Source organism: Saccharopolyspora shandongensis, from assembly GCF_900106995.1.
Classification (GTDB): Bacteria; Actinomycetota; Actinomycetes; order Mycobacteriales; family Pseudonocardiaceae; genus Saccharopolyspora; species Saccharopolyspora shandongensis.
The window spans coordinates 12226-24552 of the sequence record NZ_FNOK01000029.1 but is presented as its reverse complement, the minus strand read 5'-3'; the positions used below and the strand labels follow the sequence as shown (position 1 = coordinate 24552).

The window sequence follows — 12327 nt, the reverse complement described above, 5'->3', positions numbered from 1 at the left end:
GCCATGACCACGCTTTCCCCACCGCGCCGGGAGAACCGGCTGTGGCTGGTCGTGCGGGACTGGCGCGGCCTGGCGTCCGCCGGGTACCTCGTGGTGCTGGTGGCGCTGGCGCTGCTGGCACCGGTGGTGACCGCGCACGAACCCAACGCGCAGAACTTCGACGCCATCCTCGCCCCGGCGGGTACGCCCGGCTACCTGCTGGGCAGCGACGACCTCGGCCGGGACGTGCTCAGCAGGCTGATCCACGGCGCGCAGGCGTCGCTGCTGGCCAGCTTCCTGGCGGTCGGCGTGGCGTTGCTGATCGGCATCCCGCTCGGGCTGGCCGCGGGCTACCTCGGCGGCATCGTCGACAGCGCGGTGATGCGCGTGGTGGACACGCTGCTGTCGTTCCCGGCGATCATCCTCGCGATCGCGATCACGGCGGCCCTGCAGCCGAGCCTGGTCAACTCGATGATCTCGGTCGGCATCGTGTTCGCGCCTTCGGTGGCCCGCTTGATGCGCGCGCAGGTCCTCGCGGTGAAGGAGGAGACCTACGTCGAGGCGGCGCGCAGCTTCGGCAGCCGGGGCCGGCACCTCGTGCTGCGGCACCTGGTGCCGAACGCGATCCAGCCGGTGCTCGTGCAGTCCAGCCTGCTGCTGGCGCACGCGCTGATCGCCGAGGCCAGCCTGAGCTTCCTCGGCCTCGGCGTGCAGCCACCCGACCCGAGCTGGGGCTCGATGCTGGCCCGCGCCTACACGTTCCTCTACCAGGCACCGCTGCAGATGCTGGTGCCCGGCATCGCGATCGCCGCGACCGCGCTGGCGTTCAACGTCCTCGGCGACGTCGCGCAACAGGCCCTCGACCCGCGCCGGAACCGCTAGGAGCTAACCCGAATGCGTCGCGCAAGGCTCCCGACACCACGCCGTCCGCCCGTCCACATGCCCGCTCGCGAGTTGCCGTTTTCGCGCGAAAACGGCGCGCGCCACGCGTGCCGAACGCCGTTTCGCGCGAAAACGGCGTCTCCCCCGGCCCGCGTGCCGCACCGGGTGCGCGCTGACGCGCCTACACCGACCGACCCCCGTGACCACTTTGGAGGGACATTGTCCTGGCAACCGGAAATCGACGAACTGCGGCGGCGCGAGGAGCTCGCGCAGCGCATGGGCGGGCCGGAGAAGGTCAAGCGGCAGCACGACCACGGCAAGCTGACCGTCCGGGAACGCATCGACGAGCTGCTGGATCCCGGCAGCTTCCGCGAGATCGGCGCCATCGCCGGGAAGTTCCAGCCGGACGGCGCGTTCCAGCCCGCGAACTTCGTGTTCGGCCGCGGGCGGCTGGACGCCCGGCCGGTCGTGGTCGGCGGCGACGACTTCACGGTGCGCGGCGGCGCGTCGGACGCCTCGATCCGGGAGAAGCAGATCATGGCCGAGCAGCTGGCCAACGAGCTGCAGATCCCGCTGGTGCGGCTGGTCGACGGCACCGGTGGCGGCGGTTCGATCCGCTCGCTGGAGACCATCGGCCGCACCTACGTCCCAGCCAACCCGGGCTGGGAGTGGGTCGCGGCGAACCTGGGCACCGTGCCAGTAGTGGCGCTGGCGCTCGGTTCGGTCGCCGGGCTCGGCGCCGCGCGGGTGGCCGCCAGCCACTACTCGGTGATGGTGCGCGGCATCTCGCAGGTCTTCGCCGCCGGGCCGCCGCTGGTGGCGCGGCTCGGGCAGGCCGTCACCAAGGAGGAGCTGGGCGGCAGCGACATCCACGGCCGCAACGGCGTGGTGTTCGACGTGGTCGACTCCGAGAAGGAGGCCTTCGACCGCACCCGCCGCTTCCTGTCCTACCTGCCGCCGTCGGTGCACCAGCTGCCGCCGCGCGCGGAGTGCGGCGACGACACCGAGCGCCGCGAGGACTGGCTGATCGAGGCCATCCCGCGCGACCGGCGCCGCCCCTACCGCATCCGCCCGATCATCAACGCTCTGGTAGACCAGGGCTCGTTCCTGGAGCTGGGCAGGGGTTTCGGCCGGTCGGCGGTCGGCGGCCTGGCGCGGCTGAACGGTTGGCCGGTGGCGGTGCTGGCCAGCGACCCGATGGTCTACGGCGGCGGCATGACCGCCGACTCCAGCCGCAAGATCGAGTGGCTGGTGGACCTCGCCGAGACGTTCCACCTGCCGGTGGTGCACCTGGTGGACCAGCCCGGCTTCGTCATCGGCGTGGAGGCCGAGAAGGCGGGCACCATGCGCTACGGTGTGCGGGCGCTCAACGCCGTTTACCAGGCGAAGGTGCCGTGGGCGTCGGTGATCCTGCGCAAGGTCTTCGGCGTCGCGGGTGCCGCGCACACCAACGCCGCGCGGGTGCACTACCGATACGCGTGGCCATCGGCGGACTGGGGTTCCCTGCCCATCGAGGGCGGCGTCGAGGCCGCGTACCGGGCCGACCTGGACGCCGCCGAGGACCGGCAGGCACTGCTGGACGAGATCACCGAGAAGATGAACGCGATCCGCTCCCCGTTCCGCACGGCGGAGGCGTTCAACATCGAGGAGATCATCGATCCCCGCGACACCAGGCCGCTGCTGTGCGAGTTCGCCGAACTGGCCGCACCGCTGCGCGCCGCGGGCCGTTCGACCTGGCACTTCCGGGGGTGACGCGATGATCAGCGCCATGAGCGGGGTGCGCGTGCTGGAGATCGCGCACTACATCGCCGGACCGCAGTGCTGCCAGATCCTCGCCGACCACGGCGCCGAGGTGATCAAGGTCGAGCCGCCGGACGGCGAGATGGGTCGCCGCGCCCAGCCGGTCCACGACGGCGACAGCCTCTACTTCGCCGCGAACAACCGCACCAAGCGCGCCATCACCCTCGACCTGCGCAGCGAGCAGGGCAAGGAGGTCCTGCACGAGCTGATCGGCCGGGCCGACGTGCTGGTGACCAACTACGCCAACGGCGTGCCGGACCGGCTCGGTTTCGGCTTCGACGAGGTACACCGGATCAACCCGCGGGCCGTGATGGTGCACATCACCGGATTCGGCCGCACCGGGCCGTATTCGTCGTGGGTGGCCTACGACGGCATCATCCAGGCGATGAGCGGGCTGGCCGACATGACCGGCGAGCCCGACGGCGCGCCGACCATCGCGGGGCCGTTCGTCGCCGACAACGTCACCGGCATGCAGGCAGCGATGGCGGCCATGCTCGGCCTGCTGGCGCGGGAGCGAACCGGCCGGGGCCAGCTGATCGACGTGGGCATGCTGGATTCGATGTTCCCGCTGCTGGCGCACCACCTGTCGGTCGCGGCGGCGGGCATCGGCGAGCCGACGCGGTGGGGCTCGGCGCTGCCGACGAACTACTCGGGGCTGTACCCGGCGGGCGACGGCTGGGTGTACATCGCGCCGATCACGCCGAAGATGTGGGAGTCCTTCAGCGCCCTGCTCGGCCACCCGGAGTGGGCGGAGCAGGAGGCCGCCGAGCGCGGCTGGCGGGTGCGGGAGCGCGAGCGGATCGACGCGCAGGTCGTCGAGTGGACCCGGGGCCGCACGAAGGCCGAGGTCGTGGCGGCGCTGCAGGCCGACGGAGTGGTGTGCGGCCCGGTGCAATCGGTGGCCGACCTGGTGTCGGATCCGCAGGTGCGGGCCCGGGGCATCGCGGTGGAGGTGCCGTTGCGCGACGGCGTGCACGCGACGGTGCCCGGCCCGGCGCTGCGGCTGGCAGACACCCCGGCCCGCTCCCCCGGACGCCCGCCGGGGCTGGGCGAGCACACCGACGAGGTGCTGGCGCAGCTCGGTTACTCGGCGGAGCGGATCAGCGCGTTGCACCGGGACAACGTCACCGGGAGGGCCTCGTGATCGACGGCCTGCTGGTGGCCAACAGGGGCGAGATCGCGCGGCGGATCATCCGGACCGCCCGCCGGCTCGGGGTGCGGACCATCGCGATCCATTCCGAAGTGGACACCGGGCTGCCCTACGTCGCCGAAGCCGACGAGGCGGTCCCGCTGGACTCGCCGCGCGACTTCCTCTCGGCGGAGGCGATCCTCGCGGTGGCGCGGAAGACCGGGGCGACGGCGGTGCATCCGGGCTACGGGTTCTTGTCGGAGAATCCGGATTTCGCCCGCCGCTGCGCGGCAGCGGGCCTGGTCTGGGTCGGTCCGTCGCCGAAGGCGATGGAGCTGCTGGCCGACAAGGCTGCGGCGCGGGCGCACATGGCGTCGGCCGGGGTTCCGGTGCTGCCGGGCAGCTCCGGGATCGCGTCGGCCGCCGAGGCCGACGCCGCGGCCTCGGAGCTGGGTTTTCCGCTGATGGTCAAGGCGGTTTCCGGTGGCGGCGGCATCGGGATGGGCATCGCTCGCGATGCCGAGTCCCTGGAACGCGCGGTGCGGACCGCGCTGTCGCGGGGCGGCAGCGCGTTCGGCGACGCCCGGATCCTGCTGGAGCGGTACGTGCCGCGCGCCCGGCACGTGGAGGTGCAGGTCGTCGGCATGCCCGACGGCTCGGTGCGCACGTTCGGCGAGCGGGACTGCTCGGTGCAGCGGCGGCACCAGAAGGTCGTGGAGGAATGCCCTTCCCCGGCCGTGGATGCCGCGCTGCGCTCCCGGCTGTGCGCGGCTGCGGTTCGGGCGGCCGAGAGCGTCGGGTACCGCAACGTGGGCACCGTGGAGTTCCTGCTCGATCCCGGCACCGGGGAGTTCTTCTTCCTGGAGGTGAACACCAGGCTGCAGGTGGAGCACCCGATCACCGAGGAGGTGCACGGCATCGACCTGGTGGAGCTGCAGCTGCGGATCGCCGCGGGAGCGGACGTCCCGGCGGACTTCCCCGCGCCGCGCGGGCATGCCGTCGAGCTGCGGGTCTACGCGGAGGACCCGGTCCGCTTCCTGCCCCGGCCCGGGCGGATCACCGGGTGGGCCGAGCCGGCCGGGGTGCGGGTCGAGTCGGGCTACGCGGCCGGCACCGAGGTGAGCCCGCACTTCGACCCGCTGCTGGCGAAGATCGTGGTGCACGGCGCCGACCGCGCGGACGCCCTGGCCCGGGCGCGGCGGGCGGTCGCGGAGTTCGTCGTGCAGGGCCCGAAGTGCAACCTGCCGTTCCTGGCCGAAGTGCTGGACGCCCCGGAGTTCGCCGCCGGGAACTACGACACCGGCGTGGTCGACCGGATCATCGCCGCCCGCTGACGGGAAGGGAACAACATGGAGATCAAGGCGGAAATGGTCGCCAACGTCTGGAAGGTGCTGGTGACCGAGGGCACGGCGGTCAAGGCCGACCAGGAGCTGGCGGTCCTGGAGTCGATGAAGATGGAGATCCCGGTGCTCAGCGAAACCGACGGCGTGGTGACCCGCCTGGCGGTCGCCGAAGGCGACGCGGTCAACGAAGGCGACCTCATCGCCGTCGTCTCCGACAAGTGAGCTGCAGGTGAAGGGCATCTTTGGTCGAGTAATTCGACACAAGACGCCCTTCACCTCACGTCAACGCACGTCGAACGCACCGGAGTGAAGCCCGCCGGTGAAGGCGCGCCAGGCGGACCGGTTGAAGGCTAATGTTCCGCCTTCGCGATCCTTGGTGTCTCGGACCCCGACGATCCCAGGTGCGAACCCGACCTCGACGCAGTCACGCTTTTCGTCGCTACGACTGGATTTCCTCCATCCGGCCAAGTTCTTCACAGTCCCCACCGCATTCTTTCCTTGCCTTGCGAATCAGTTGCAACGAACGGTCAATCGACGCCGCTGCGCCGAGAACGTGCCGCCAGGTCCGGCGGTACAGGTCGACCAGAGTCACATCATCCACGTACCTGGACTCCTCCAACAGGTCCAGACACACCATGCCGGGATGTTCCTGCAACGATTCCGGGAAAGTCATCAGCGTCCACGACTTGCCCTGCCCGCGGAAGGCCCCTGCATCGAGCGGCAAGACTTGCAGATCGACGGTGGAAGTCCGAGCAACCTCCTGGAGGTAGTCGAGCTGTTCGCGCATCACACCATTTCCTCCGCGCACCCGGTACAGCACACTTTCGTCGAGGACCACGTGCAGTTCGGCCGGACGTTCTGCCCGCATGAAGACCTGCTTGCGCTCCATCCGAGCATCAACGAGCTGTTGAATCTCGGCATCTGAGTGATTCGGGTCCGCCCGAAACACCGCCGCTGCATATTTCGGCGTCTGCAGAAGTCCTGGCACCAGCGAGGTTTCCACGATGTCGAGTCGGGCCATGTCGATTTCGAGGTTCAACCGGAGGTCGTAGTCCTCCGGGATCGGTGCCGCGCGCTTCGGCGTGCGCTTGCGCGCAACCGGGAGCAGGTCTCGCAGCTCCGGGATCTGTTCCGCCGCGCCGTAATGCTCCAGGAGTTTCTCAAGATCGGATTGCGTCGGTGCGTGGAGGCCCTTCTCCAGGTTGGCGATGGTCTGCCCGGTACGGCCGATCCGCTTTCCCGCCTGCTGCTTGGTCAATCCCGATTCCGCACGCAGTTGGGACAGCCGCAGCGCGAGGTAGTACCGGACGACCGCCGGGGATGATGTGATCACTTTGCTCCTCCTGGACACGGCAGCGAGCATCAGCAGCCTTGCGCTGACAGATCACCCGAACGGGACGCCGCGTCGCGTTGCCTGTATTGATCCCGAACTGTTTGATTTCAAAGGCAAGGTCGAGGCCGCCGGTCAAAGCAGGGCTCGACGATACAAGGCCAGGTCGCGGCTGTGTCAGCGACCCACGGAAGCGAAGGAGCGAGCATGGGCGGAACCAAGGTCGGCACCTGGGTCAGCATGGACGAGTGCTCGATCAGCTATACGGTCTGCCAGGACGAGGTCGAGTTCGAGATCGGCGGTCAGTCCGGCTTCGATCTCTTCACCACCGAGGCAGGACTCGCAAAGCTCGTCGCCAGGGCGACCGACGCCCTTCGGGAGCTCCGTGAACTCAGGGCTCAAGAGGAGCAGTAGCCGAAGGCTACGGTCTTGGACCTGTTCGGCCAGGCCAGGCCCCGTGCGTACTTTCTGTTGCTATAACAGCACAAAGTACGCACGGGCCCTGAGCAGCCGCTACCAGGCGTCGATGACGGCTCGCGCTCGGGGGTTGGTCCAGCCCGTTCGCGCTACCGGCGGGAGGGCTCGCAGCAGGAGATCCCGGGTGTCGGCCGGGTCGACGACGTCGTCGATCTCCAGGTGCATCGCCGTGTTGATCGCGCTGCCCGTTTCGTACATCTGGGCCACCAGCTCGTCGTAGCGCCGCCGGCGCTGCGACGGGTCGGCGATCGCCTCCAGCTCGCGGCGGAAGCCCAGGCGCACCGCGCCTTCCAGGCCCATGCCGCCGACCTCGCCGCTCGGCCACGCGACCGTCAACGCCGGTTTCACCATCGTGCCGCCGGCCATGGCCATCGCGCCGAGACCGTAGCTCTTGCGCAGCACCACCGTCGCCATCGGCACGGTCAGGCGCGCGCCGTGCACGAACATCCGGCCGAAGTGCCGCACCGTCGCCGTCTTCTCCGACTCCGGGCCGACCATGAATCCCGGTGTGTCGCAGAGCGAAACCACCGGCAGCCCGAACACCTCGCACAGTTGCAGCATCCGCGCCAGCTTGTCGGCGCCGTCGGCGTCGATCGCGCCGCCGAGCACCATCGGGTTGTTCGCGATGAGCCCCATCGGCCGGCCCGCGATGCGCACCAGCGCGGTGATCGTGCAGCGACCGAACTCCGGCCGCAGCTCCAGCACCGAGCCCTCGTCGCAGAGGACGTCGATCGCGGTGTGCACGTCGTAGGCGCGCTTGCGGTTCTCCGGCACCACGTGGCGCAGTCCGCGCTGGTCCGGCTCGGAGTAGTCGGTGACATCGCCCTGGAAGTAGGACAGGTAGCGCTTGGCCACCGCGACCGCTTCGGCCTCGTCCTCGACCGCCACGTCGACCACGCCGTTGGCCGTCTGCACGTCGATCGGGCCGATCTCCTCGGGGGCGAACACGCCGAGCCCGCCGCCCTCGATCATCGCCGGGCCGCCCATGCCGATGTTGGCGTCGCGGGTCGCGATCACCACGTCGCAGGTGCCCAGCAGCGCGGCGTTGCCCGCGTAGCAGCGGCCCGCCGCGATGCCGATCGTCGGAACCCGGCCGCTGAGCTCGCCCAGCGCCAGGAACGACGGGGTGATCAGCCCGCCGCCCTTGGGGATGTCGACGTCGCCCGGCCGGCCGCCGCCGCCCTCGGCGAACAGCACCACCGGGTACTGCTGCTGCCGCGCGACCTCCAGGATCCGGTCGGTCTTGCGGTGGTTGAAGTAGCCCTGCGTGCCCGCCAGCACGGTGTAGTCGTAGGCGAGCACCGCGCAGGTGCTGCGCTCCGGCCCGAACTGCGCGCCGTTGACCTGGCCGACGCCGGTTATCATGCCGTCGGCGGGTGTGTTGCGCAGCAGGTCGTCGAGCTCGCGGCGCTTGCGCTGCGCGGCGATGGCGAAGCCGCCGTACTCGGTGAACGTGCCTTCGTCGACCAGGTCGGTCACGTTCTCGCGCGCGGTGCGCATGCCCCGCGAGTGGCGTTTTTGCACCGCTTCGGGCCGGTTCTCGTCGGCCCACAGGCTCTTGCGCTCCAGCACGCGGGCCAGGTCCGGCCGGATGTGGTCGGGGTCGATGCGCTCGTCCGCGAGATCGGCGAGGCCTGGCCCGTCGTTGCCGGAGACGATCACCACCGGTTCCCCGGCGTCGACCACGTCGCCTTCCCGGAAGCGGATCTGCGTCACCTCACCACCGCTGTCCGCGCGGATGACGTGCTGCATCTTCATCGCTTCCAGCACCATCACGACCTGCCCGCGCGCGACCACGTCGCCGAGCGACACCTCCACCGCGACGACCGAGCCGCTCATCGGCGCGACGGTGGCGCCGAGGGGCGCGTCCGGCACGGCGTTCGGCGCGGCTTCCAAGAGCTCGGCGCGGTGGTTATCCACATAGGACGTCGCGCAGCGCCCGGCGGCGAACTCGTCGGTGCGCAGGATCGCCTGCTGCAGCGGGAGGTTCGTGGCGACCCCGGTGATCTGCAGCTCGTCGAGCGCCTGGACCGCCAGCCTGCGGGCCGCCGTGAATCCCGCCGCGTCGTGCACCACGATCTTGGCTAGCAGGGAGTCGAAACCCGGGTTGGTGCGGTATCCCGGATAGCCGGCCGTGTCGACGCGGATGCCGCGCCCCGCGGGCATCGCGAACCGATCGAGCACGCCCGACTGCGGCAGGACCTGCCCGTCGGCGGTCATCGTCTCGGCGTTGATCCGGATCTGGATCGCGCTGCCGCGCGGGCACGGCACCCGATCCTGGTCGAGACCGAGGTCGGCGAGGCTCGCGCCGGCGGCGATCTCCAGCTGGCTGCGCACCAGGTCCAGGCCGAGCACCTCCTCGGTGACGGTGTGCTCCACCTGGAGCCGCGGGTTGACCTCCATGAAGAAGAACTCCTGGCCGCTGACCAGGAATTCCACGGTCGCCACGCCCCGGTAGGCGGCAGCGCCGACCAGCCGGGTCGCGGCCTGCAGCACGTCCTGCCGCAGCCGCTGGTCGAGCCCCTGGGCGGGCGCGACCTCGATCAGCTTCTGGTGCCGCCGCTGCACGCTGCAGTCGCGGTCCCAGAGGTGCGCGACTGCCTGGCCGTCGCCGATCACCTGGACCTCGATGTGCCGGGCGTCGGTGAGCAGCCGTTCGATGTAGAGGTCACCGGAGCCGAACGCGGCGAGCGCCTCGGCCTCGCAGGCCCGGAACGCCTCGGCGAGCTCGTCCCGGCCGCGCACCACGCGCATGCCCCGGCCGCCGCCACCGGCGACGGCCTTGATCACCGCCGCGCCGCGCCCGCGCGAGAGGTCCGGTTCGAGGGTGTCCAGGAAGCGTTCCATGCCGGCGAGCGTCGCCACCGCCGTGCCGGGCAGCGTCGGGATCTCCAGTTCGGTGGCGAGCGCGCGGGCTTTCGCCTTGTCGCCGAAGAGTTCCAGCGCGCTCGGGTCCGGGCCGACGAAGGCGATGCCCGCGTCGGCGCAGGCCCTGGCCAGGGCGGGGTTCTCCGAGAGGAACCCGTATCCGGGGTGGATGGCCTGGGCGCCGGTCTTGCGGGCCGCTTCGATGATCGCGGCGACGTCGAGGTACGCGGCGGCGCCGTTCTGGGGCAGCGGCACGGCCTCGTCGCAGCGGGCCACGTGCAGCGAGTCGGCGTCATCCGCCGCGTGCACGCCGACCGTGCCGACGCCCAGCACCGCGGCGGCGCGGAAGACCCGCAACGCGATCTCGCCCCGGTTCGCGACCAGCAACGTCCCGAACGGCTCCCCGATGCCCATCCACGCCTCCTCCGCGCCGCACTGCGCCTGCCGGACCGCACCGATGCATACCGACCAGTCGGTTCCTGGCGTCCAGCCTCGTGAAGAACCAGGCGGGTGTCAACACCGGGACTTCCCGGCGGATCAGGAGCGGCGCTGGTCGCCGGCGAGGAGCCCGGCCATCGCGGCGCTGATCCCCAGCCCCGTCAGGATCTCGATGTAGAGGAACTGGCCCTGCGGGTTCACCTCGAAGAAGACGTGCTCGCCCTGCTCGGTGATCTTCAGGTCGACGGTGCCGAAGCGGAGGCCGAGCGCGCGCATCAGGCCGAGCAGCCGTTCGCGCACTTCCGGCGGCAACGCGTGCGGGTGGCACGGAGCGTCCAGGTCGAGCCGGGAGTCCAGGTCCGATCGTCCCTCGGCCGTGTCGATGCGCGCGGCGAAGACCTGGCCGCCGACCACGGTGACGCGCACGTCGCTGGGGCCGGTGATCTCCTCCTGGAAGATCGTCGGCGCGAGCGGGAGATCGGGCAGCGCCGTTCGGTCCGCGTCAGCCCAGCGCCGGGTGTCGACGAAGTGGTTCGCGGGGGCGCTCATGGCCTTGTGCACGACCCGCCCGCGGTGGCGTTCGAGGAAGCCTTCGAGACGATCCGGATCGTTGGTGATCAGCGTTTCGGGAACGCGGAGACCCGTTCGCCGCGCCAGTTCCAGCTGACGGGGTTTCGTCGCGGCGAGCTGCCCCAGTAGTGGGTTGATGCTGCGGCACTTCAGGCCGAGGAAGATGCCGTTGAGGGCGTCCTGCCACTCGTGCCGCACGAACGCCCGGTCGTCCGCGTCGCCGACGTCCGGCGGAATGGCGACCTCGTGGAACCGCCGGTACCAAATCGCCTCGACGGCCCCGAAATCGACCACGCGCCCATCGGCGGCGGTGATGCGCGGGGCGATCCCCGCGCGGCCTATCGGATACGAGAGGAATTCGTCCGCCGCGAGAGTGCTCATGTCGAGGATCGCCACCGGCTTCCCGCGCCGCCGGAGGCGATCCGCGACCACGCGCGCGTGCACGTCGTGCGGACTGGAAACGACGAGGATCACCGGGGCGGATCCAGCCCGTGCCGCCGGAGGAATTCCTTTTCCTGGGCACGGAATCGGTCTGCCGGCACCTCGTCGACCGAGGTCCGGCAGGCGATGGCGAACGGCCGGCGCGGCGGGAACAACCAGTTGAGGTAGGCCGCGCCCGGCGACACCCCCCACAGCCCGGCACCGCGGCGGAGTTCGAGCCGCACGCGGATGCCGAAGCGCGGCGAGGGCTCGCCGGGAGCCGGAACTTCCGCGATGGCAACCAGATCGTCCGGATCCAGGTCCAGGCACAGGTCTCCGACCACGATCCGCAGCATCCCGGACGGTGCGCCGAGCAGGATTCCGTCCAGCCGGCACGACGTTCGCCGGTCCGCGCGCGGCACGCGTTCGAGCCACCGCCGGAGCGGAGACCGCGAGTTCACATCGGCCTGCAGCAGTAGTCGTCGGTGGCGTCATACCCCTGCGCGGACGTGCAGGTCGCGGTGTCGCCGCAGCGCATCGCCCGCAGCACCACGCCGTCGGAGTCGCTCGCGGCGACGGCGGCGTCCTGCGCGAAATCCTCCGTTCGACGCAGGTATTCGATGTGGTCGGCGTTGCGGACCACGACCGTCACCGCCTCCGCCCTGCCGAAGATCGGGTGGAGCTCCTCGATCTCCTTTACCGGGATGGCGACGACACCCGATTCGATCGCGAGGTGGATGTTGCCGTCATCGCGGCTCACCGGCCGCCCTTCCAGCACGACTCGCTTCCACAGGTCGGAAGACTGCTTGTCGAGCCGCTCCAGCAGTTCCGAAAGTTCGTTGGTCTTCTGCGCGCTCATGACGATCCCCCTGAGACGCTTACACGACTCCCAGAGCGGGATGCTGACCACAGCGCCACCCCGCGACGACTACGGCCGTCCGCACCTGGGGTCGAGACCATCGTAAACCCGGACCAGCACACCCGAAATGCCCGATTGACCGGGAAAACCCCGTGTTTGCACCAGAAAAGGAACGGTCGGCCACCGCACGTGACGACTCGCGCCGAACGCGACCTCGTTCCACATCGGCCGA

12 protein-coding genes are annotated in these 12327 nt (G+C 70.4%); 6 read left to right on the top strand and 6 right to left on the bottom strand.

Features of this window, described 5'->3' with window-relative positions:
- Window positions 1-3: 3 nt before the first annotated feature.
- The 5 genes from BLW84_RS26795 (at window position 4) to BLW84_RS49310 (ending at window position 5355) form a co-directional block, all read left to right on the top strand.
- Window positions 4-861 (top strand): ABC transporter permease, encoded by an 858-nt coding sequence (locus tag BLW84_RS26795; protein WP_093270515.1) that lies wholly within the window; start codon window positions 4-6, stop codon window positions 859-861.
- Window positions 862-1080: 219 nt separating this feature from the next.
- Window positions 1081-2613, top strand: a complete 1533-nt coding sequence (locus BLW84_RS26790; protein ID WP_093270512.1) for an acyl-CoA carboxylase subunit beta — start codon at window positions 1081-1083, stop codon at window positions 2611-2613.
- Between the two features lie 4 nt (window positions 2614-2617).
- Window positions 2618-3805 (top strand): CaiB/BaiF CoA transferase family protein, encoded by a 1188-nt coding sequence (locus BLW84_RS26785; RefSeq protein WP_093270509.1) that lies wholly within the window; start codon window positions 2618-2620, stop codon window positions 3803-3805.
- Entirely contained in the window at window positions 3802-5124 is a 1323-nt protein-coding gene (locus BLW84_RS26780; RefSeq protein ID WP_093270506.1) for an ATP-binding protein, read from the top strand. The genes BLW84_RS26785 and BLW84_RS26780 overlap by 4 nt, the downstream gene beginning before the upstream one ends.
- 15 nt (window positions 5125-5139) lie before the next feature.
- Window positions 5140-5355 carry a biotin/lipoyl-binding carrier protein gene (locus BLW84_RS49310; RefSeq protein WP_093270503.1) on the top strand — a complete coding sequence of 72 codons (216 nt, stop codon included), beginning with the start codon at window positions 5140-5142 and terminating at the stop codon, window positions 5353-5355.
- 60 nt (window positions 5356-5415) lie between these two features.
- Here BLW84_RS49310 and BLW84_RS26770 read toward each other — a convergent pair whose 3' ends face one another.
- Window positions 5416-5610 (bottom strand): DUF397 domain-containing protein, encoded by a 195-nt coding sequence (locus BLW84_RS26770; protein ID WP_177226707.1) that lies wholly within the window; start codon window positions 5608-5610, stop codon window positions 5416-5418.
- Complete coding sequence (locus tag BLW84_RS26765) at window positions 5573-6466, bottom strand: helix-turn-helix domain-containing protein (RefSeq protein ID WP_177226706.1); 894 nt, start codon at window positions 6464-6466, stop codon at window positions 5573-5575. Before BLW84_RS26765 ends, BLW84_RS26770 begins: the two co-directional genes overlap by 38 nt.
- Before the next feature lie 204 nt (window positions 6467-6670).
- Between BLW84_RS26765 and BLW84_RS26760 the strand changes: the two genes are divergently transcribed.
- Window positions 6671-6877 (top strand): hypothetical protein, encoded by a 207-nt coding sequence (locus BLW84_RS26760; protein ID WP_093270495.1) that lies wholly within the window; start codon window positions 6671-6673, stop codon window positions 6875-6877.
- A gap of 99 nt (window positions 6878-6976) precedes the next feature.
- On the opposite strand, the gene BLW84_RS26755 is transcribed toward BLW84_RS26760, so the two are convergent.
- The 4 genes from BLW84_RS26755 to BLW84_RS26740 form a co-directional block, all read right to left on the bottom strand.
- Window positions 6977-10222: an acetyl-CoA carboxylase family protein gene (locus BLW84_RS26755; RefSeq protein ID WP_093270492.1), complete on the bottom strand. Its 3246-nt coding sequence runs from the start codon at window positions 10220-10222 to the stop codon at window positions 6977-6979.
- Window positions 10223-10345: 123 nt separating this feature from the next.
- Window positions 10346-11290: an ATP-grasp domain-containing protein gene (locus BLW84_RS26750; RefSeq protein ID WP_093270489.1), complete on the bottom strand. Its 945-nt coding sequence runs from the start codon at window positions 11288-11290 to the stop codon at window positions 10346-10348.
- Entirely contained in the window at window positions 11287-11658 is a 372-nt protein-coding gene (locus tag BLW84_RS26745) for a hypothetical protein (RefSeq protein ID WP_143061114.1), read from the bottom strand. Before BLW84_RS26745 ends, BLW84_RS26750 begins: the two co-directional genes overlap by 4 nt.
- A gap of 35 nt (window positions 11659-11693) precedes the next feature.
- On the bottom strand, window positions 11694-12095 hold the full coding sequence (locus BLW84_RS26740; RefSeq protein ID WP_093270483.1) for a hypothetical protein: 402 nt from the start codon (window positions 12093-12095) through the stop codon (window positions 11694-11696).
- Window positions 12096-12327: the final 232 nt, after the last annotated feature.